This is a genomic window from Guptibacillus sedimenti (assembly GCF_028610665.1).
Lineage (GTDB): Bacteria > Bacillota > Bacilli > Bacillales > Guptibacillaceae > Guptibacillus > Guptibacillus sedimenti.
In genome coordinates this window covers 1-19,888 of sequence record NZ_JAQQWV010000003.1, presented here as the reverse complement: position 1 = coordinate 19,888, position 19,888 = coordinate 1, and the positions used below count along the sequence as shown (strand labels likewise).

General features: G+C 38.0%; 21 protein-coding genes and 1 pseudogene. 5 read left to right on the top strand and 17 right to left on the bottom strand.

The window, feature by feature from the left end:
* Position 1: 1 nt before the first annotated feature.
* The 3 genes and pseudogenes from ypeB to prsW all read right to left on the bottom strand — a co-directional run bounded on the left by ypeB (position 2) and on the right by prsW (position 2,976).
* The gene (ypeB, locus tag PQ578_RS14530; protein WP_273835039.1) at positions 2–1,351 is read right to left on the bottom strand and encodes a germination protein YpeB; all 1,350 of its coding nucleotides are present in this window, start codon (positions 1,349–1,351) and stop codon (positions 2–4) included.
* 14 nt (positions 1,352–1,365) lie between these two features.
* Positions 1,366–2,043, bottom strand: a pseudogene (gene sleB, locus PQ578_RS14525) (spore cortex-lytic enzyme); the annotation flags it as partial.
* A 246-nt stretch (positions 2,044–2,289) separates the two neighbouring features.
* Positions 2,290–2,976, bottom strand: a complete 687-nt coding sequence (gene prsW, locus PQ578_RS14520; RefSeq protein ID WP_273835034.1) for a glutamic-type intramembrane protease PrsW — start codon at positions 2,974–2,976, stop codon at positions 2,290–2,292.
* Positions 2,977–3,101: 125 nt separating this feature from the next.
* On the opposite strand from prsW, the gene PQ578_RS14515 reads away from it, so the two are divergent.
* On the top strand, positions 3,102–4,073 hold the full coding sequence (locus PQ578_RS14515; protein WP_098443999.1) for an asparaginase: 972 nt from the start codon (positions 3,102–3,104) through the stop codon (positions 4,071–4,073).
* Positions 4,074–4,108: 35 nt separating this feature from the next.
* On the opposite strand, the gene PQ578_RS14510 is transcribed toward PQ578_RS14515, so the two are convergent.
* From PQ578_RS14510 to PQ578_RS14500, 3 genes are all read right to left on the bottom strand, one after another.
* A complete protein-coding gene (locus PQ578_RS14510; protein WP_273835031.1) occupies positions 4,109–5,104 on the bottom strand; it encodes a YpdA family putative bacillithiol disulfide reductase in 996 nt (331 codons plus the stop codon).
* A 120-nt stretch (positions 5,105–5,224) separates the two neighbouring features.
* Positions 5,225–6,505 carry a Glu/Leu/Phe/Val family dehydrogenase gene (locus tag PQ578_RS14505; protein WP_273835030.1) on the bottom strand — a complete coding sequence of 427 codons (1,281 nt, stop codon included), beginning with the start codon at positions 6,503–6,505 and terminating at the stop codon, positions 5,225–5,227.
* 275 nt (positions 6,506–6,780) lie between these two features.
* The gene (locus tag PQ578_RS14500; protein WP_273835028.1) at positions 6,781–7,695 is read right to left on the bottom strand and encodes a D-alanine--D-alanine ligase family protein; all 915 of its coding nucleotides are present in this window, start codon (positions 7,693–7,695) and stop codon (positions 6,781–6,783) included.
* 206 nt (positions 7,696–7,901) lie between these two features.
* On the opposite strand from PQ578_RS14500, the gene PQ578_RS14495 reads away from it, so the two are divergent.
* Positions 7,902–8,615: a PIG-L deacetylase family protein gene (locus tag PQ578_RS14495; RefSeq protein WP_273835025.1), complete on the top strand. Its 714-nt coding sequence runs from the start codon at positions 7,902–7,904 to the stop codon at positions 8,613–8,615.
* Positions 8,616–8,645: 30 nt separating this feature from the next.
* Here the strand turns inward: PQ578_RS14495 and PQ578_RS14490 are convergent, their stop codons facing one another.
* From PQ578_RS14490 to PQ578_RS14470, 5 genes are all read right to left on the bottom strand, one after another.
* Positions 8,646–9,236 carry a genetic competence negative regulator gene (locus PQ578_RS14490; protein WP_098444004.1) on the bottom strand — a complete coding sequence of 197 codons (591 nt, stop codon included), beginning with the start codon at positions 9,234–9,236 and terminating at the stop codon, positions 8,646–8,648.
* 140 nt (positions 9,237–9,376) lie between these two features.
* Positions 9,377–10,300, bottom strand: coding sequence for a MerR family transcriptional regulator (locus PQ578_RS14485; protein WP_273835021.1), 924 nt, complete (start codon positions 10,298–10,300; stop codon positions 9,377–9,379).
* Between the two features lie 94 nt (positions 10,301–10,394).
* Positions 10,395–11,153: a metallophosphoesterase gene (locus PQ578_RS14480; RefSeq protein WP_273835020.1), complete on the bottom strand. Its 759-nt coding sequence runs from the start codon at positions 11,151–11,153 to the stop codon at positions 10,395–10,397.
* Positions 11,150–11,548 carry a hypothetical protein gene (locus PQ578_RS14475; RefSeq protein WP_098444007.1) on the bottom strand — a complete coding sequence of 133 codons (399 nt, stop codon included), beginning with the start codon at positions 11,546–11,548 and terminating at the stop codon, positions 11,150–11,152. The genes PQ578_RS14480 and PQ578_RS14475 overlap by 4 nt, the downstream gene beginning before the upstream one ends.
* A 58-nt stretch (positions 11,549–11,606) precedes the next feature.
* Positions 11,607–12,242: a CBS domain-containing protein gene (locus tag PQ578_RS14470; RefSeq protein ID WP_273835018.1), complete on the bottom strand. Its 636-nt coding sequence runs from the start codon at positions 12,240–12,242 to the stop codon at positions 11,607–11,609.
* 211 nt (positions 12,243–12,453) lie between these two features.
* On the opposite strand from PQ578_RS14470, the gene PQ578_RS14465 reads away from it, so the two are divergent.
* Complete coding sequence (locus PQ578_RS14465) at positions 12,454–12,669, top strand: hypothetical protein (protein ID WP_273835015.1); 216 nt, start codon at positions 12,454–12,456, stop codon at positions 12,667–12,669.
* 4 nt (positions 12,670–12,673) lie between these two features.
* On the opposite strand, the gene PQ578_RS14460 is transcribed toward PQ578_RS14465, so the two are convergent.
* The 4 genes from PQ578_RS14460 to PQ578_RS14445 form a co-directional block, all read right to left on the bottom strand.
* Positions 12,674–13,123: a DUF2663 family protein gene (locus PQ578_RS14460; RefSeq protein WP_273835012.1), complete on the bottom strand. Its 450-nt coding sequence runs from the start codon at positions 13,121–13,123 to the stop codon at positions 12,674–12,676.
* A gap of 296 nt (positions 13,124–13,419) precedes the next feature.
* The gene (locus PQ578_RS14455; RefSeq protein ID WP_273835008.1) at positions 13,420–13,998 is read right to left on the bottom strand and encodes a CPBP family intramembrane glutamic endopeptidase; all 579 of its coding nucleotides are present in this window, start codon (positions 13,996–13,998) and stop codon (positions 13,420–13,422) included.
* Positions 13,979–15,517: a RecQ family ATP-dependent DNA helicase gene (locus PQ578_RS14450; protein ID WP_273835007.1), complete on the bottom strand. Its 1,539-nt coding sequence runs from the start codon at positions 15,515–15,517 to the stop codon at positions 13,979–13,981. Before PQ578_RS14450 ends, PQ578_RS14455 begins: the two co-directional genes overlap by 20 nt.
* Entirely contained in the window at positions 15,517–16,566 is a 1,050-nt protein-coding gene (locus PQ578_RS14445; protein ID WP_273835004.1) for a YpbB family protein, read from the bottom strand. The genes PQ578_RS14450 and PQ578_RS14445 overlap by 1 nt, the downstream gene beginning before the upstream one ends.
* 215 nt (positions 16,567–16,781) lie before the next feature.
* Here PQ578_RS14445 and PQ578_RS14440 point away from each other — a divergent pair, with 215 nt between their 5' ends.
* Positions 16,782–17,030, top strand: a complete 249-nt coding sequence (locus PQ578_RS14440) for a ferredoxin (protein ID WP_098444014.1) — start codon at positions 16,782–16,784, stop codon at positions 17,028–17,030.
* Positions 17,031–17,191: 161 nt separating this feature from the next.
* Positions 17,192–18,772, top strand: coding sequence for a phosphoglycerate dehydrogenase (gene serA / locus PQ578_RS14435; RefSeq protein ID WP_273835002.1), 1,581 nt, complete (start codon positions 17,192–17,194; stop codon positions 18,770–18,772).
* Positions 18,773–18,815: 43 nt separating this feature from the next.
* On the opposite strand, the gene PQ578_RS14430 is transcribed toward serA, so the two are convergent.
* Complete coding sequence (locus tag PQ578_RS14430; protein ID WP_273835000.1) at positions 18,816–19,625, bottom strand: histidinol-phosphatase; 810 nt, start codon at positions 19,623–19,625, stop codon at positions 18,816–18,818.
* 178 nt (positions 19,626–19,803) lie between these two features.
* Positions 19,804–19,884, bottom strand: coding sequence for an IS3 family transposase (locus PQ578_RS22510; RefSeq protein ID WP_371018277.1), 81 nt, complete (start codon positions 19,882–19,884; stop codon positions 19,804–19,806).
* Positions 19,885–19,888: the final 4 nt, after the last annotated feature.

Below are 19,888 nucleotides of genomic sequence, written 5' to 3'. Positions count from 1 at the left end.
TTTATGCCGTTTCGTAATTCATCTCAGTACCGTCCATTTTTTCAACTCTTTCTTCTCGTCCATTATCAACATTAATAAAGATTCGATACGTTTCATTTTCAATCGTACCCATAAATTCATAACATAATACTTCTTCTCCAAGGTCATTTTGTATGACGCCCAACCCTTCGTCCATCACTTGGACATTGGGGTTCACTTGTTCTAATGCTTCGTTTCTTGATAATGTTGGCGTCTCGAGTTGTCTTTCATGATGATTCGTTAAATACTCTAGTGACTCGTATCCAGTAATATCACCATTGTCTAACGCAACCTTAATATGAACCGCATCAGGGTAAATCGCAACATCATCTTGTTGGTACACGAATGTAAAGACACCCATCCGATCATACTGACTACTTTCAGAAATGGTCATATTTGTGATGTCATGTTCTTTTAAGAAAGCCTTCGCTTGTTCTGCGGCTTCATTCAAGCTAAGCTTTTGTTCACCGATTTCCCTATCCATTAGGATCCAGATCGGCTTTGCGCCCTTTTGAGTAACATCAAGATTCGTTGATGATTTTTTGTCTTCGTTCTCAATTGAAAGACTATAGGCTTGATACTTTGATTCATCCCCCGTTCTGGTTATGTCTATTTTGGCTTTTGAATCAAGATCTAGAAAATCAATCACTTGTTGTTTGGCTTCTTCTTCACTAAGTTTCTTCCCTTTGATATTTTTATCTAGATTCTCTTTCTTGGTGTTAAGCTGTGTCACTTCAGGTCCCCAGTTCACTTCACTATACCCTTCCACTTGCTTATCCACTGTCTTAAAGCCATCTATGATTGTATTGTCTTGAGGCTGAGATTCGGAAGCTAGAGCGAGCTCTACGTCCATCCAGCGAAGATTATGATCGATTACCATCGCTTGAACTTTTCTTAATTCATTTTTGATATCCGTGGAATGGCTGTGCAAATTCTTCAGCGTCTCATATTCTTCATCTGATAATGGGTTTTCATCCAGATCTCGAACAGCTACTCGGTAACTAAATGAGCCGATATTCGTTAAAAACTCCTCTGTCTTGTTAAAAGGCATAAGAGTTAAAGGAAGCTGTCCCACGTCATTTTGAGCTTCTGAAGTTAAGCGCCACACTTCAGCTAACGCAGGCGAAAGACTACCACGAGAGTTCATTGCTAGTGTAGATCCAATCTTCTCTTCTAGTGCATCCATGTGAAAATTCAAATCATGAAAGGCTCGTTGGTACGTATTTTCAGCATTAATAAGTACGGCATTTTTCTCTTGGTGTTCTTTGTATCCCCAATAACTTGTTCCGGCAACACCAACTGCAAGTACACCAATCAATATTGAGCGAATCAATTAAACCACCTCCATTATTCACAGAATATATGTTTCCCAATTTGTTTGATTTGCGGTCTTGTCCATATCCATCCAGACGTAGCTGTATTTGGATTAAAATAATAAAGCGCTTCTCCCGTTGGATCCCAGCCGTTTATCGCATCGATAACAGCTTCTTTTGCCTTTTCATTCGGCGTTAACCAAATTTGTCCATCTGAAACTGCTGTAAAAGCACGCGGTTCAAAAATAACGCCCGATACAGTGTTTGGAAATGATGCGCTTTGGACACGGTTTAAGATGACTGCAGCAACCGCAACTTGGCCTTCATACGGCTCTCCACGTGCTTCTCCATAAACTGCATTTGCAAGAAGCTTAATATCATTCTGGGAATATCCTGAAGGCACATTCTTCGCCTGTACATTCGAGTCTTTTGGCTTACTTTGGTTCGCTTCTGATGCTTCAGGACTTTTGCCCCCCTGTCCAGGGTCATATTTTGTGGTTTTATTTAACTTGGCCTTCATCTCTGGTCCAACAAGCCCATCAACATCCATTCCAAATTCGTATTGATAGTTTCTAACTGCCCAATACGTTCCCCAACCAAAAACCCCATCAACTTTACCTGTATAAAAGCCAATATGCTTCAAACGTGCTTGAAGTTCAATAACGTCTGTTCCTGTCGCGCCCTTTTGAATAATTTGGTTTGAAAATGCACCTGCTTCATTGTTATCATCTAAAACCATGATAAGCGGTGCACAAATTAATCCGATTACCAAAGGGATTTTCAGAAAATTAAATGCCCTTCTCATGCTGTGAACCTCCCTGATCATTCTGATTTCACACGTGTAGTTTTTGTAACGATAGGTATTTTATACAAATGAAACGAATGGCTAAGGATTTTTGTCAGTTGCCTTTCTCTTTTTAAATTTGCTACAAAAAAAGATGCCCAGTGGGCACCTTCGTTAAATTGGCATATTTTCTTTCGTTTGCATTAATTCTGCCTGATTGAGATCTGCGGCTTTTATTTTTCTTAATCCAATAAACCACAGGATCAGCATAAAGGGGATCATTAAATAGATCGTATTACTGTTTACCTGAAGAACCAAAAAATTATACGTACCATGAAAGATAAACGGTATGAATAAAGAAAGGGCAATCCATTTTCCAATCTTATTCTGCAACGAAAATTTCCCTCTACCTAAATAAGAACCCATCATTAAGCCAAATAAGGCGTGACTTGATACTGGCAAAAGCGCCCGCCACCATGCTTCCTGAATGCCATAGGCAAAAAGATAAAATACATTCTCAACGGAGGCAAATCCAAGTGAAATTGCAACGCCGTAGACAATCCCATCATAAAAATCACTAAATTCTATATGGATATAAACGGTAAAATAAAATATAAACCACTTTAAAAATTCTTCCAACAACCCCGACATTATAAATGACTGACTGAATGGTGACTGTAAAAAATTCTCCACTTCAAATCCGTGCTGGATCACCATAACTGGAAACACAAGCATGGCCCCAAATACAAAACTTCTAACCACTGGGCCAATTGGCTCAGATTCATACTGATGCTGTTTAAGATAAAAAAAACAAAGAAGCGCAATGCCTGGTGCTATTCCAGCAGTTATGGCTGCTAACATAGGCTTTCCCCATTTCTACCCCATACCTCTTTTAAAAGAAGATTCACTCTTACCTATACTTTTATAATCGTATCATGTTACTTTATTTAAGGAAACATTAATTAGGAAAATAATGAGGTGACGCTATGAGTAAATTATTGATTATCCATACCGGAGGAACCATTGCAATGGAGGAAAATAAGGATTCTGGTGCTGTTAATCCTGGGAAAGAAAATCCGTTAAACGCAACGCTTAACCAATTGTTAACAGGAGATGATGTTTTAATTGATGATTACATCAACATCCCCTCACCTCACATGACGCCAGAAACTATGTTTGCTATTGCAGAGAGAATTGAAACAAGAATAAAGGAAGAGCCTATTCGAGGCGTGGTCATTACCCATGGCACCGATACACTGGAAGAAACAGCTTATCTGTTAGATCTCGTGCTTCAGACAGATCTTCCTGTCGTTGTAACAGGCGCAATGCGATCAAGTAACGAGCTTGGCTCTGATGGACCTTATAACTTACTTTCTTCAATAAAAGTAGCATCCTGTCACGAAGCGAAGGGGAAAGGCGTTTTAGTTGTCTTAAACGATGAAATACATACTGCAAAAAACGTAACAAAAACCCACACCAGCAATGTATCTACTTTCCAAAGCCCTCAGTATGGACCAATTGGAATCGTAACGAAGCAAAGAGTGTTCTTTCACCACACGTTAACGATGAGGGACCGTTACCACATATCCGGATTAACAAAAAAAGTTATGCTTTTAAAGGCTTATGCCGGAATGGATTCGAAATTACTAATTGCTGCTGCTGAACTTGGCATTGACGGTATTGTGATAGAGGCTCTCGGACAGGGCAATCTACCTCCTGAGATGATGGATGGGATTAATCATCTAAGAGCAAAAGGAATCGCAATTGTGATGGTTTCTCGCTGTTTTAACGGCATCGTTCAAGATGTATATGGATATACAGGTGGCGGGAAGCATTTGAAGGAACAAGGCGTCATCTTCTCAAACGGCTTGAATGGACAAAAAGCACGCTTAAAATTGCTAGTTACACTTGAAGCAACTGGGGATCCAAAGGAACTGCATAGCTTCTTCTTAAGATAAACTCGCCCTAACGTTTCATATACAAAAAACCTACCTTAATTGGTAGGTTTTTTTGCTTTCTTAATTACTGAATTTGCAATCATCGCACCGTGTAACCTTCCGTTTTCAATGAAAATTTCATTTGCATTGTTCCCAGCTGCAATTACACCTGCAATATAGCAATTTTCTACATTTGTCTCCATCGTTTCCTTATTAAAGGTAGGACGACCACTTTGTTGATCAATCTGGATCCCGATCTTGGTAAGGAATGAATGATCAGGATGATAGCCTGTCATAGCAAACACAAAATCATTTGGTATAGTTTTGTATTCTCCCAACACATCATATACAATTTCTTTTTCTCTTACTTCAACTAAAGAGGCATTAAACTCCATTGACACTTTATTGTTTCTAACGAGAGCTTCAAATTCAGGCAAAATCCAAGGTTTAACACTTTTAGAGTATTCTGCGCCTCTATAAAGAATCGTTACTCGCGCTCCCGCTTTTTCAAGTTCTAATGCTGCATCTACTGCAGAGTTCTTCCCACCGATGACCGCAACGTCCTGATCAAAATAGGGGTGTGGCTCTTTAAAATAATGCAGTACTTTATCAAGATTTTCCCCTTTGATGTCCATATAATTTGGACTATCATAATAACCAGTAGCGATTATTAAATGCTCAGCGCGATAGGTGATTTTTTTAGATTCATGTACTTTTTCAGTTTCGATGATAAAGGCGTCATTCTCCTTTGTAATAACGTTTGCTTTTTCGAAGGAATGAATTCTTAACTCTTTTCGCTTAGCCACGTCTCGATAATAAGCCAAAGCCTGGTTTCGCTTCGGTTTACGTTCTTCAATAATAAAAGGTACTTCTCCTATTTCAAGTTTCTCACTTGAACTAAAAAAAGTTTGGTGCGTGGGATAATGATAAATGGCGTTAACGATATTTCCTTTTTCAATAATTAAAGGGTCATATCCTTTATTCATTAATTCTATAGCTGCAGACATGCCACAAGGTCCTGCACCAATAATGACGATCTGTTCTTCTCTCATTTCTCTCACTCCCGAACCACTCCATAAGAATTAGACCATTTCTTTATTATTATTCTACTCAGTACAATAAAAAAATTCCCTACCTGAATGATAGGGAATTTTATTCGGAAAGGCAACTATTTATATCCATCCTCTAAAACGAGAAGCTTCAGCCATTTTCCGCACGCCAACCATATAAGCGGAAAGCCTCATATCAACTCGGCGTGTTTCTGCCGTTCGATAGATCGTATTAAATGCGTTAACCATTACTTTTTCAAGCTTTGCTTCCACTTCTTCTTCTGTCCAATAATAACCTTGATTGTTTTGAACCCATTCGAAATAAGAAACGGTTACGCCGCCTGAACTTGCCAACACGTCTGGAACTAGTAGAATGCCTCTATCAGTTAAAATTTTTGTTGCCTCAATTGTAGTTGGTCCATTTGCGGCTTCAACTACAATGCTCGCTTTAATTTGGTGAGCATTGTCTTCAGTAATCTGATTTTCAATTGCTGCCGGAACAAGAATATCACAATCAAGTTCAAGTAGTTCTTGGTTACTGATTGTCTCTTTAAAAAGCTTAGTTACTGTACCAAAGCTATCACGACGGTCGAGTAAGTAGTCGATATCCAGGCCTTCAGGATCATGTAAGGCACCATACGCATCTGATATACCAACAATTTTCGCTCCAGCATCGTGCATAAACTTCGCAAGAAAGCTACCTGCATTTCCAAATCCCTGAATCACTACTCGTGCACCTTCTATTTTGATGTCTTTTTTCTTAGCAGCTTCACGAATACAAATTGTAACACCTTTTGCAGTTGCAGATTCACGACCGTGAGATCCGCCTAGTACTAATGGCTTACCAGTAATAAATCCAGGTGAATCAAATTCTCTTATGCGACTATACTCATCCATCATCCATGCCATAATTTGAGAATTTGTAAAAACATCTGGGGCAGGGATATCTTTTGTTGGTCCAACTATTTGACTAATCGCCCTTACATAACCACGGCTCAAACGCTCTAATTCTCTGAAAGACATTTCTCTCGGATCACAAATAATGCCCCCCTTACCGCCACCATATGGAAGATCCACAATTCCTGCTTTTAAACTCATCCAGACTGAAAGTGCCTTTACTTCAGTTTCAGTCACATCTGGATGGAAACGAACGCCACCTTTAGTAGGTCCAACAGAATCATTGTGCTGAGCACGATACCCGGTAAATATTTTAATAGAGCCATCATCCATCCGAATTGGAATCCGAACCGTCATTAATCTCATTGGTTCTTTTAATAATTCATACACTTCACTCGGATAGCCTAGTTTGTCCAGCGCTTCGTGAATGACCGATTGCGTCGACTCTAATACGTTCCGTTTCTTATTGTTTCCTTGTCCGTTGTCTGTTTCGTTTTTGTCGACCATTGCTATACCTCCCATTACTGTGCACTTACTCTGCTGTTTTCATTTAGCTTAGAAATCTAACCTATTCCAATTTAATTTTAAAACGTCTTATGTTGTTTATAGAATGTTCTATTGCTCTGCTTTCAAAACATAGTATACACGTTTAAGTAAGCTATGAGAAGGCATTCATGCCACATTTATGCAAATTGTTCCACACTGTTGAAAACGCTTACGGTAAAGGTTGGCAGTCTTAAGCAGTTAAAAGTAAGACCCCACTTGTGTGAGGTCTCGCATAGCTATTTCTTTAAGCCTAACTGAATTAAGTTCTCAATCATTTGCTCGTAAGAGTAACCAATTTCTTTCGCTGCATCTGGGAATAAACTAGTTGGAGTCATTCCGGGTAGCGTGTTTACTTCAAGAAACACTGGTTCAGACCCATCTTTAGGTACGATATAATCCACACGTGAGTACGTATCGCATCCAAGTAATTCGTGTGCAACAACAGATTGTTTTTGTATTAGTTCTGTATAGGATTCAGAAATACGAGCTGGAACGATGTGTTCACTCCCACCTTCTGCGTATTTCGATTCATAGTCGTAGTAAGCGTTCTTTGGAACAATTTCCACAACGGGAAGTGGTTTTACTTCTCCCTTTGATCCCATCACAGCAACTGTTACTTCAGTCCCAGAAATAAACTCTTCTAGAATGACCGTATCATCAAATCGAAACGCTTCTTCAATCCCTTTTTGAAGCTCCTCTTCCGATTTAGCAATAGTTAATCCAATCGTCGATCCCTCGCTGTTTGGCTTTACCACAACTGGATAACCAAATGGTAAATCGAGTGGATGATGATCGTCCGACTTATGGAGAACAAGATCCTGTGCTAAGCGTATCCCAGAATCTTTTAATACTTTTTTGCTTTTAGCCTTATCCATTGCAACTGCTGATCCTAGAACTCCTGATCCCACATATGGGATTTGCAGCATATCAAGGAGTCCTTGAATCCTTCCATCTTCTCCATACTTACCGTGAAGGCCGATAAAAATAATATCAACCTCAAGTTCCATCACTTCTGATAATCGTTCTGGATGAAAGTCTATACCGATTACTTCATGACCGTTTTCTTTTAAAGCTTTCATGATCCCTTTACCGCTAGATAGCGAAACTTCTCTTTCAGCAGAAGTTCCTCCATAAAGTACTCCAATTTTCATAAGCTATACCTCCTGGGCTACATTTATGTATGTCATTATATTCGATTGTAAATCGAGTGGAACTTAACAAAACTTCTCTCATCATACCATGTTTTTCGACAGCTATGTTATCCTCAGTGACCATCATTAAGTATTATTATTGGAAAAAGGATGATGATCTTTTGTATACTTGCCATAACCTTATATATATGAAAGGAAATGTCCTTATGTCTCGTACATTTATGTTTATATTTGCTCACCCTGACGATGAAAGCTTTACTTGTGGGGGGACGCTAACCGAATTAGCTAAAGCAAAAGATACAAAAACCATTTTATACAGTGCCACACCTGGTGATGCAGGTAAATGTGGAGAACCACCTCTATGTCAAGTAGATGAGCTGGCTGAAGTTCGAAAAAAAGAACTAGAAGAAGCTTCTAAGCTACTTGGGATTGATGAACTCCATATTGGTGATTATCAAGACGGGAAATTAAACAAGCTTCCAGATGATGAGCTGAAGAATGATGTGTTAAAACGAATTGAAGCGGTTCAACCTGATGTCGTCATTACATTCCCCCCACATGGTTTATCAGGTCACCCAGACCATAAAGCGATTCAGCTCGCAACGCTTCAAGCAGTAAAAGAAACAGACGTCGTAAAAGAGCTGTATTACGCTACTTTCCCTCAATCATTAGCTGATGAAACAGGAAATCCAGCTTATGCAGATCCAGATGACTCAATCACTTTGATCAAATCCTTCTCAAACGAGGATTTAGATCCAGTTAGAAAAGCACTATTAGCTCATCGTACACAGCATTTGTCCGTTGAACGAGTTTTTCCGACAATTTATAATGAAAATGGATTTATGAAATTTAACAATAAAGAATATTTCATTAAAGCATGGAATAACCCAAACTACACGTGCGGTTCTATCCTTGCTTAACTAACAAAACCTCCCAAATGGGAGGTTTTGTTAGTTAAAATAATGATTTAGCTGTTCAATCGCTGTTGATTGCATAATTTGCTTCCCATATTCCATTACCCGATAGCTTGTAATCGTTGAAGGATTTCCGAATTCAGCAAGCAACGCAACTAAAGAATCTAATTCATACTCAGCAAATTCCTCTTCATCAAATTTAAGATAAAATTGAGACTGGAAGGAATAAAGAGTACCACCTAAAATTCCAACGTTGATTAATCTTTTAGAAAGACCAATCACGTCCTCAAAAGATCGAAATTCATAAAATACTTCATCGCTTTCATCAAGCGTAACTTGCATTTCAATGTATTCGTCATTATAGTCATCTTCAAAATCACTTTCTGCCGAACCCTTCGTAACGATAACAACCATTCCTTGAGCAGGAAGTGAGAACACTTCTACAGCAATTGGCCCATCGACTTTAAAGCCAAGTTCATCGTCAGCTTCCATTATCATCTCACGAAATAGCCTGTGAACTTTCGGTACGTCCTGCCATAGCTCTTCTTTCGTAATTCCACGTTCATTTAAATCATCATAAGTTAGAAAAATCTTTATTTTATCGTACGCTAAACGTTCAAGACGCATCTATTTCCCCCCTACCGTCTGTCACCCGCAAATCCTTTATTCATACTATATGTGATAATACAAAGATGGTTCTTGGTTGACGATATTCTTCTAGTTTACACTGTAAAAGGAAGCTTAGACAAGTCATGTCAACTATCCATTTAAGTAGTCAGCTTTTGAATTTTATCTTTGATCCAAACATCCCACTCATCTTTGCTATTACCAACGAAAAAGGAGTCATAGGCCTGTCTCTTTTCACCACGTAAATGCCCTATTGCAGCGCCACCAATACCGATCGTTAGATCAGAGAAGCGCTGATCAAGGCGATCTACGAGGTCAAGGCATCTTGGTAAGTTTGCCATTAACGTACATGATAAAAATAATATTTTCGGATCTGTATCTTCCACAACCGTCTCAATATCATCCTCAGGAATGCTTGCTCCTAGATAAATGACTTCAAAACCTTTTCTTCTTAAATAAAGAGTGAAAATCAACAAACCAAGTTCATGGTATTCTCCTGACGAGCAAACCGCCATCACTTTCGGAAGATAACCATCAACAGGAAGAGTGTGGAATATCATCCCAATTCTTGAGCGTAGAAAAGCACTTGTAAAATGTTCATGTGCTATCGTTATTTTTTCATTTTCCCAAAGATCTCCTACCCTAACTAATAACTGGGCAAGGATGTCATGTACTACCTTATCAATACTAAACACTGAAAACGCCTGATTCAACAAATCCTGAGCTTTATTCTCGTCGAAAGCAAGTAGCGCTTCTAATATTTCATCAGCAAGTATATGAGCTCGATCTCTTTCCATATCAATTCCCATACTATCTGTATCTGTTGAATCATTTCCATTTTCAAGCAATTCTACAGCTTGACTAATTGTAAAACCTTGCTCTGTTTTTTGGACAAGCCATTTTAAGATAGACATATGTTCTTCCGAATAAAGACGATGACCTGCCTCATTTCTTATCGGAGAAATAATATTATAACGCCTTTCCCATGCCCTTAAGGTCCCAGGTTGTATTCCTAATTTCTTCGAGACCGCTTTTATATTATACTTACCTGCAGACATCGTCATCTTCCCCTCTAGTACAGCCCTTATCACACCTAGTATAAGGGGTGAATGATGTTTGTGTAAACTTTGTATAAGCAAATCGCTACTTTTTTTGTATTTATTTCCTTTTTAATATAAAAATATGTGATTCTGCAGGGGCCATCAGCCTTAAAGGTAACGTTGTCGTACCATACCCATTACTAATGACGACCGTCGTTCCTTTAACTTTTTTAATGCCCCCTTTTTCTCGAATTCCCCACCCAAATAAACGTATTTGTCCTCCGTGAGTGTGACCAGAAAGAATAAGTTGTATTCCACTATTGTCAGGCCAGTTCCGCTTAATATCAGGGTTATGGCTGATCAGTATTTTTGTTTTTTCGGTGGCTTCTTTAACTGCATCCTCTAGTGAGTTATTTTCTGTTGAAAGATCGTCAATACCCATTAAACTTATTCCCTGGCCACTATTTTTAAGGTTTACTGCTCGATTCTTAAGAATGATAATATCTTCATCTATTAATAGTTTTTCAAGTTTGACGGGGTCTTCTTCGTAATCATTATTCCCCCATACAAAGTAACAAGGTGCTATAGCACGTAGAGATTTTAAATTATAGCGAACTTTCTCAAAAGAGACCCCTTTTTCCATAACATCTCCACCAATAACGATAATGTCAACTTGATTTCTTACTTTTTCTAACACTTTGTTTGATATATATCGATTATGAGTATCCGAAATAAAAAAGATTCGATATGAATCGAAACTTTCTGGTAGATTTTCGACATCAATCTCTTTTCTAATGACTCTGTTAAGATGTGCTTCAATCCACATGTAGATTAGTAGCACTATTCCAATTAAAACAAGGCCAACAAAATAAATCATGCATCATTACTCCTCTGAAAGCGTTTCAATTCTCTTGCCGCTCTTATATTAGCAGTTAAAACACCGTAACTAAATGCCATCACAAGTGAAGCAAGTGACAACCATTTATTCGTTTCAAATAATACCCAATATACAACAACTAATAAACTTCCTTCTATCAACAACGTAATGAGGTGAGCTTTATTATTGATCCCTAATGCAAGAAACCCCTCCACATGCTCTCTAATCACGCGAGCTACGAAAAGAAAACCAAACAAAAAACAAAGCGCTCCAAACCCATAACGTCCGCTGTTTAACATGAGGTCTGTAAATGTCATGCTTTTAAAATTCAAATTACTTTCAGCTATAAACAACAAACCAAAAATCGCTACAATTCTTATCAATAGAAGCGGCATAGTAAAACCCCCCACTCTAACGTATGTAAGAGTAGGAGGCTTTATGGGTATTATTCACTCATACTTCTTTTATATCAAGAACTTTAAATCCATTCTGTTCAAGTTTTGCAATGAACTGATCAATATTTTCCTTTTTTTCAATCTTCATTACAATTCTCCTTACATTCTGGTTAGATTCATCGAATGTGGATAACGAGATAATATTTTCATGAAAACTTTTTGCGATTTTAGCAAGCCTTGCAATTCTTCCTTCTGTCTCTGAAGATGCAAATGCGATTCTTATGCCCGGTTTGCGCATGCCAAACGCACTCTGAAATTGATCCAGTATATCAGATCGCGTAATGATGCCAATAAAATGCTCATTTTGATCGACGACTGCTACGAGAGGAGCATTCTTTGCTAAAAGAAGGGTATTCTCAAAAACTTCTTCTTGATCCACAGTTACATCTTTTTGGTAGGCAATTTCACCTGCAGTAGTTTCCGACAAAAATCTTTCTTTATCAGTCATGTCACTTTTAAAAAATGCTTTATAAATACGATTAAACGTTACAATTCCAGCGTATTTTGTTCCATTAACAACCGGTACACCATCGATTTCTCGTTCCTTTAATAATCTGAGTGTTTCATCCAACTTTGTGTCATCATTCACATAAACAGTTTCTCGAATTGGTTTCATTGCACTTCGTACGTACATGGCTATCACCTCTTTGTAAGATCACTACTCTTAATTAATACCACATTTCTGAGATAATATCCTTCTAAAATAAAAATTAATGGTGAAATGAATCGTTTTCTTCCGTAAATTGGGCTTTTTAATTTCTTGAAGATTCAGTCTTTTTGAGGTAAGATTATATCATAACAAGATCACATAAGAACGTACACAACAAAACGGAGATGATGGCTCAATGATTAATAAACTTAAAACCAAATCACTGTTAGGGAATGACGACTTGGATTTTAACCGTCGTTTGGGTATGCCCGTCGAAGTTTTCTGCCCAAAATTAAAAGATACTGTCGCCTTCGGAAAGATTGAAATGTTCGGTGAAGATGAACTTTCCATAAACGGAAATAACTTCCAAATTGAACAGTACCTATTCTTTGGATGTCCTGAGCAAAGGTAACAGTTTATTTATAATAAAGATTAATGTCGTATTCTTCTTTTAAATATTTAAAAACAACATGACGACTTTCCCATTGTTTTTGACCTTCAAATAGTTCATCACTTCGATCTAATATCTCCAGTCTTAAGGACTCATATTCATCCTCAGCCTTCTTGTTTTTTTTTGAAAACTTCCTTAATTGAAAGTAAGTAACAATACTACTAATAACCAATATTAGCAGCATAGGAATCGAATTAAAAGTAAGGTCATTCACAAAAAAAGATGTGCTGTTTTCTAGCTCATACCAAAAACCCCCCCCCATGCTAACTAATAAAAACGCAAGAATATATCCGTAAGACTGTGATTTTGCTTTATACTGCTTTTCAACATTCTTTCGTTCCACTAATTCTTGCAACAGAACGATGGTAACTTTCGACTGTGGTTGTGGAAGGTTCCACTCCTTTAATGTGTCCACTTTATCCCCCCTTTTGTTGAATCTAGTTTATGCAGGAGCTTGGTTTGTTACGACAGGGGGAATAAATCAATTTAAACTATAGCGATTTTACAGAAAATATGAATACAACAGGAATAAAGAAACCATCCCAATAAACAGTAGTGCGAGTACTCGAATTAATGTGAAAGAAGGCATTTCTTTTTCTTCATTTCTCTTTCGACTCGACTGCTTTTTTTTTGTACTTTTATTTCGATGGTATTCCTTCCTAGAAGGCAGTGGACTTTCGCTTTTCATTAAACTCACCTTTCATGATATGATCACATTCGTGCTTTCTGCTTTATGAGACAAGCCATAACAAAATCGATTAAAAAATGAGCTATGATTGTTGTCATTAAGTTATCAGTCACTTCATACAAAACACCGATTAAGAAACTAATCACAACGACGGAACTAAATAAGACAGGTTTAGAAAGATATCGAACATGTATGATCGCAAATAACAAACTTGAAAGGACTAATCCGAAACTTGTTTGGATAACACCTCTAAACAACAGCTCTTCACTAAATGAAATGATAGCACACAAAAAGAAAATATGAGAAATTGAAAGACGGGAAAAAATCCGCTCATTAATTCCTCCATCATCCAACATCTCTTCAGGTAGTGTTTTCATAAGAATGAGGTCAATACCAATCACAAGGAATGCTGTGCCCCCACCTAAAACGATTATCTCCGTCCAAGTAAAATGGATTAGATCTGCGAAAAACCCAAAATCTTGAAACAAAAATAAACTCATTATACTTGCTAGAAGAACCAATATAACCTGAGTTAAATAAACATTTAATAACAGTTCTCGATCTGTTAATTGTTCTACTGCTTCAGCCTGTCGATTTCTCACCGTGGTCCTCCTTGCTTACGGTAAGCATCCGCTTCAATTCAGTTTCCCAATCAAATGCATGCTGGTCGGAAACGTTGATTTGATCACTACTACCTTTATATTCTTGAAGGTTGAGCCCACAATAATCACAGCAAGGTTCAACGATATGATTAGGCTCTCCAAACCTTTCTAATAAACCTTTTCTTCTACACTGTTTTTCTTCTAGCCAGTTTTTAAATCGAAACCATTTTACAAGCTTTGCTTTTCTGTGTCGTTCTATTGCAGTTAGAATTCTTGCTAAATTAATATCGACATCAAAAGATTGGATCACTCTTTCTTTGATTACTCCTAAACCTTCTAACTGATGAAGCAAATAGCGCCATGCTGTCTCAGTGTAGCCAAATCGATCTCCTTCACGCTCAAGCTGATGATTAGAGTAGGCTGATCCTTTTCTCCCAAAAAAGTCGAGTAAGACTTCTTTCACTTCATGTTCTTTTGGAAGCTCCGAATCAATAAAGGAAAGTGGTAAGAACTCATCTTCTTCTGTGTGTAAGTGAATCGCAATGGATGGTAATTGATCTCTTCCTGCTCTCCCTATTTCTTGCAAATAGCTTTCAATTGTAGATGGTGGGTGAAAATGAATCACAAATCGAATATTACTTTTGTTAATCCCCATCCCAAAAGCATTCGTTGAACATATAATCGATAGCTCATCATTTAGAAACTGTTGTTGAATTAAGAGACGGTCCTCCTGTTCCATTCCCGCATGATATGACGCACAATTTCTACCTTCACGACTCAATGCTTTCGCTAGTTTATCTGCCCAACTTCGACTTGAGAAATAAATTATACCTGGTCCTTTCAGTTCAAGGGCGTATTCCTTAACTGCCTCGATCTTGGTTTCAAGAGAGGGAAATTTATCTAGCTTAATCGCTATATTAGGTCGATCCACGCTATGTACATGGATGGCGGGGTCGCTCATATTTAATTGGAGAAGAATATCACGACGAACATCTTCCGTAGCTGTTGCGGTAAGAGCAAGGAGTGGTGGACGACCAAACGCTTCACGAATAGCTCCGAGCTTCAGATAGTCCGTTCTAAAATCATGGCCCCATTGAGAAATGCAGTGAGCTTCATCTATAACCATTAATCCAACATCTAATTTTTTTAAGGCTTGATAAACATATTTATTTTGTAGAATTTCTGGGGAGACATAAATAAAGGAAAAAGTTGATAAATCCTTTAAAATACCTTTTCGCTTTTCAAAATCCAGAAATCCGTTTAACGCAATGACTCTTTTTTCACCTTGCGCTTTTAATTGCTGGACTTGATCCTCCATTAACGAAACTAATGGCGATACGATAAGAATTGGAGAAACCCCCGCATATAATGGGAGTTGATAGCATAGTGATTTTCCAGCTCCAGTAGGGAGCATGGCGAAAACGTCTTTATTATTGAGTACATCCGTAATAATTTCTTCCTGGCCATAGCGAAATTCGCGGTAGCCAAAGTGCTGATATAATAATTCTGATAACGACATTAAATCCCTTCTTTGCAAAGAGTTAATCGAATTTCAAAATAGGAATATTGATCGTTCATATAGTCCTTAATTAATTTTAATCGCTGACTGTTGATTTCCTTACTAGCTAACTTGATTTCTAATTGTGCCTTTGGATCTACAAATGGACTTATTGAAAATTCCGGAACATTTATTGCAATCTCGACTAAATGATCCTCAATTGTACTTCGCTTGAGCCTTCGAGTATGGGCAATTTCTTCAATCGTCATTCCGTCTTCAAGAAGTTTATAAGTTTGCTTTGTAGATAAAGTTAGTGGCAACTGTCCGCTTGCTCCGTCTATCATTGAAGCAAGAATCGGGTATTGCGCTGCATTATGCTGAACCTGGAAGAGTAAACCATGAATGACACCTTGAAAACAGATCATTGCTTCTTCATAACTTATCTTATGCACATCCGCTAGTTGATGAACGGTCAACCCCGTTCTCCCTTCGCCACTTAGCCTCATAATAAAAAAAGAAGGATGGGGATCTGGTAGTTTTTGAAGATGCGATCGAATTTCCTGAAATAGTCCTTCTGCAATAAGTACTCTCTTTTCTTTCTTGACTGGAAAATGCTTTTTCACCCAATTTTGTATTGCTTCATCTTTACTAATTGGGTAAAAATTCATGTTGCCATGAATTGAATAAGAAAGGCTTTGCATGAATAAACTAAGCCGCTGCCAAAATAGTTCACTTACTTGATGGTACTGCCAACCTGCTAAATAATCCGGTATCGGTTTTGTGACTAAAAAGGCACTTAAAGCCTCTTTTCCGCCTGAAGTGATTTGAAATCCTTCGTGTTGATTCGGTTGAATCAACTGCTTCTCAAGTAATGCGAAAACGTGCTGTTCAAGTTTTGACCGTTTTAACTTCTTTAAAATCCCAAAGAAACTCCCTACTTTAAAAAGCTTCCCATCTTGTATCGTTTGAGAAGATTTCTTTCCAGTTAGAAGATGGTATACAGCAGATAGTGAACGTTCTCCCTTAAACCGGTCAAAAATATATAATAGCACACCGTCGAAATATTCCATAAATCCACCACCTATTTCCTTCTCCATTATTGTATCAAATTTTTTCATCTGTTTACTTATTTTAAAACCGGGTAACATTCATTTAGATGCTAATAAAAGGATTAAACTATTGAAAAGTCAAGGCATCACCTTTACAATAAGATTATTAAAAACTTTCATTTACGAATAAAAGGACGATGAAAGGCATATAGAAGTATTGAATAGGAGGTTAAATCATGGCTAAGTATACTATTGTAGATAAAGACACATGTATTGCCTGCGGAGCTTGTGGCGCAGCCGCACCCGATATTTATGATTATGACGATGAAGGTATCGCTTTTGTAACACTTGATGACAACGAAGGTATCGTTGAGATCCCAGAAGTGCTTCATGAAGATATGATGGATGCGTTTGAGGGTTGTCCTACTGATTCAATCAAAATTGCTGATGAGTCATTTGATGGCGACGCAACAAAATTTGAATAGTTCCCATTAGTAATCCCTGATTTTTTAAATCAGGGATTTTTTTATTATTTTTTAAAAAGAAATATTATTGTTCAAATTGACACTTTAGTGCTTTCATGGTAAAAAGTAAGGTATTGAGTTTTCTAAAAAATGAGAAGAGATAGACAAAAGGAGTGGAGAAGTTGGCTTACGTTCTAGTAACTGATGGTATTAAGGAAGATGGTTTACAGCCGCTGTTAAATGAAAGCACGCTCACATGTGACATTGGATCTTTAAATGATTTCAGTGATCGTCTCAATCAGTATGAAGCTTTGCTTGTAAGAAGCGCTACAAAAGTAACTGCAGAAGTGCTTGATCAAATGCCTGCATTACGTATTGTTGCAAGAGCCGGTGTTGGAGTAGATAACATTGATATTGATGCTGCCACAAAGCGAGGCGTTATTGTCGTCAACGCTCCAGATGGCAATACGATTTCCACGACAGAACATACTTTTGCAATGATGGCTTCTCTAGCCCGAAACATTCCTCAGGGAACATCCTCCTTAAAAAGTGGCAAATGGATGAGAAAACAATATGTCGGAACTGAACTTAATGGAAAAACACTAGGGATTGTTGGTATGGGACGTATTGGTACTGAACTTTCCAGAAGAGCTAGAGCCTTTGGGATGGATGTGGTCGTTTTCGATCCTTTCTTAACGAACGATCGTGCTGAAAAATTAGATGTTCAGTCTGTTGAATTTAATCACTTGCTAGCAACTGCAGATATTATTACCGTTCACACACCGCTAACTGAAAAAACACGCGGTCTTTTAAACGAAGAAACGCTCGCGAAAACAAAAAAAGGCGTTTTCTTAATAAACTGTGCTCGTGGTGGCATTATTGATGAGGAGGCACTTATCCCATACCTTGATTCAGGACATATTGGCGGCGTAGCACTTGACGTTTTTGTATCAGAACCTCCAGAGGAGGATCATCCCCTCCTTCGTTATGATCAAGTAATTGCCACTCCACACCTTGGAGCGTCTACGAAAGAAGCGCAGCTTAACGTCGCTGCTCAAGTAGCAGAAGAAGTCCTTCATTTTCTAAAAGAAAAACCAATTCGAAATGCAATCAACTTACCTGGTTTTTCAAAGGAAGAATATGAAAAGATTAAACCTTATTATGAACTTACACGTAAAATGGGTAGCATTCTTTCCCAATGTATGAAATCAGCTGCAAATTTAGTTGACGTAACGTATGCAGGCAAGTTGACTGAATTGGACACCGCTATCTTAACAAGAAACTTGATGGCCTCTTTCCTAAAATCAAGACTAGATACCACTGTAAATGAAGTAAATGCACCTTCGATTGCAAGAGAAAGAGGCATTACTTATGGGGAAAAGCATAGTTCTGAAACACATGGATATTCCAATCTTATTTCAGTTTCGGTCCAAGGAGACAAAGAAGCCTTCTCCCTTCAAGGTACTTACATTAAAGAGTATGGTGATCGTATTACACAATTAAACGGGTTCGATATCGATTTCCACCCTCAGGGCCATCTTCTCTATATACAACATAACGATCGTCCAGGCGTTATTGGTAATGTAGGAAAAGTACTTGGTGAACACCGCATTAACATTGCCACGATGCAAGTTGGTAGAAAAACGGCTGGGGGCGAAGCAATTATGATGTTATCATTTGATGCGCCATTGCCTAAAAATATAGAAGAAACACTTGAAGATGTTCAGGATATCGTGAAAGTTGAGCAAATTGGTGGTGTTTAAACATCAAAAAAGGAACAAGAGCATTTTGCTCTCGTTCCTTTTTTTATAAGTTAATTGGTTTACGCTCTCCCTTTTCAAATGTCATCAGTTTTGAATAACCGACGGATTTGGCAAGAGCTACGGCTTGATCATAATCTGCACCTACGTCTGTAGGTATGTGGGCATCAGAAGAAAGAACGATTGGGATATCCTTTTCATAGCACATTTTTAGAAGCTCTGGATCAGGATAGAGCTCACCTACCGGCTTTCTTAAACCTGCTGTACTTATTTCAACACATGTTTTTGATTGAGATAAAGCGTTCGTGGCCCGATCATATTGTTCAAGTAGAAAGTCACGACTTTCAGGTTTATATTTAAAGATTTTTACTAGATCGAGATGGCCGACAATATCAAATAAATTGGATTCAGCTAACGTAACGACTTGATCAAAGTATTTACGATAGACGGTGTTAATATCTCTTTCGTCCCAGAGATGTCGATATTCCGCTAAATCAATTCCAAAGTCCTCTACCCAATGAATCGATCCGATCACGTAATCAAACTGATAACCAGAAATAAATTCTTTCATCTCTTGATGTTTTCCAGGGGTGTAGTCCATCTCAATTGACATCTTAACGTCCATCCCCCTCTCTTCTGCTTGTTGGAAGAGATGAACATAATCCTCCATGTTATACCACCTGCGTTCATTGACCCATGGATTACTTAATATGTTCTGCGTTTCATAAAAATGATAAGCATGCTCAGAGATACCAAAATGACTCACATTTTTTCGCTTTGCTTCTTCAACGAATTGAGATAAATAATCAAGAGTTAACGTTCCTTTTTCAAGGTGATTGTGATAATCCGTGTACACAGCTACAGCTCCTTTTATCGAACTAGTTTGACACTTCCCATCATTATTGTAACGTATTAACGAGACGAAAGGATACCTCTATCGCTTTCTTTTCTATCCATCATTCTTTCCTTCACCTAAAGAAGCCTCCGAAAAATGAAGTGACCCCCGTCAAGTAGACGGAAATTAAAAAGCATTCTTATGCAGCCTGAGCTCTATATTTATAGGGGCTCAGGTTGTTTAGTTTCTTTTGAAATCTCTGGTGATTGTAAAATCGTATGTAT

Coding starts and splice junctions, on each gene's coding strand:
- prsW (WP_273835034.1), bottom strand. CDS start 2,976: ATGTTAGCAGCCATAACTGCTGGAATAGCACCAGGCATTGCGCTTCTT.
- PQ578_RS14515 (WP_098443999.1), top strand. CDS start 3,102: ATGAGTAAATTATTGATTATCCATACCGGAGGAACCATTGCAATGGAG.
- PQ578_RS14510 (WP_273835031.1), bottom strand. CDS start 5,104: ATGAGAGAAGAACAGATCGTCATTATTGGTGCAGGACCTTGTGGCATG.
- PQ578_RS14505 (WP_273835030.1), bottom strand. CDS start 6,505: ATGGTCGACAAAAACGAAACAGACAACGGACAAGGAAACAATAAGAAA.
- PQ578_RS14500 (WP_273835028.1), bottom strand. CDS start 7,695: ATGAAAATTGGAGTACTTTATGGAGGAACTTCTGCTGAAAGAGAAGTT.
- PQ578_RS14495 (WP_273835025.1), top strand. CDS start 7,902: ATGTCTCGTACATTTATGTTTATATTTGCTCACCCTGACGATGAAAGC.
- PQ578_RS14490 (WP_098444004.1), bottom strand. CDS start 9,236: ATGCGTCTTGAACGTTTAGCGTACGATAAAATAAAGATTTTTCTAACT.
- PQ578_RS14485 (WP_273835021.1), bottom strand. CDS start 10,300: ATGACGATGTCTGCAGGTAAGTATAATATAAAAGCGGTCTCGAAGAAA.
- PQ578_RS14480 (WP_273835020.1), bottom strand. CDS start 11,153: ATGATTTATTTTGTTGGCCTTGTTTTAATTGGAATAGTGCTACTAATC.
- PQ578_RS14475 (WP_098444007.1), bottom strand. CDS start 11,548: ATGCCGCTTCTATTGATAAGAATTGTAGCGATTTTTGGTTTGTTGTTT.
- PQ578_RS14470 (WP_273835018.1), bottom strand. CDS start 12,242: ATGTACGTACGAAGTGCAATGAAACCAATTCGAGAAACTGTTTATGTG.
- PQ578_RS14465 (WP_273835015.1), top strand. CDS start 12,454: ATGATTAATAAACTTAAAACCAAATCACTGTTAGGGAATGACGACTTG.
- PQ578_RS14450 (WP_273835007.1), bottom strand. CDS start 15,517: ATGTCGTTATCAGAATTATTATATCAGCACTTTGGCTACCGCGAATTT.
- PQ578_RS14445 (WP_273835004.1), bottom strand. CDS start 16,566: ATGGAATATTTCGACGGTGTGCTATTATATATTTTTGACCGGTTTAAG.
- PQ578_RS14440 (WP_098444014.1), top strand. CDS start 16,782: ATGGCTAAGTATACTATTGTAGATAAAGACACATGTATTGCCTGCGGA.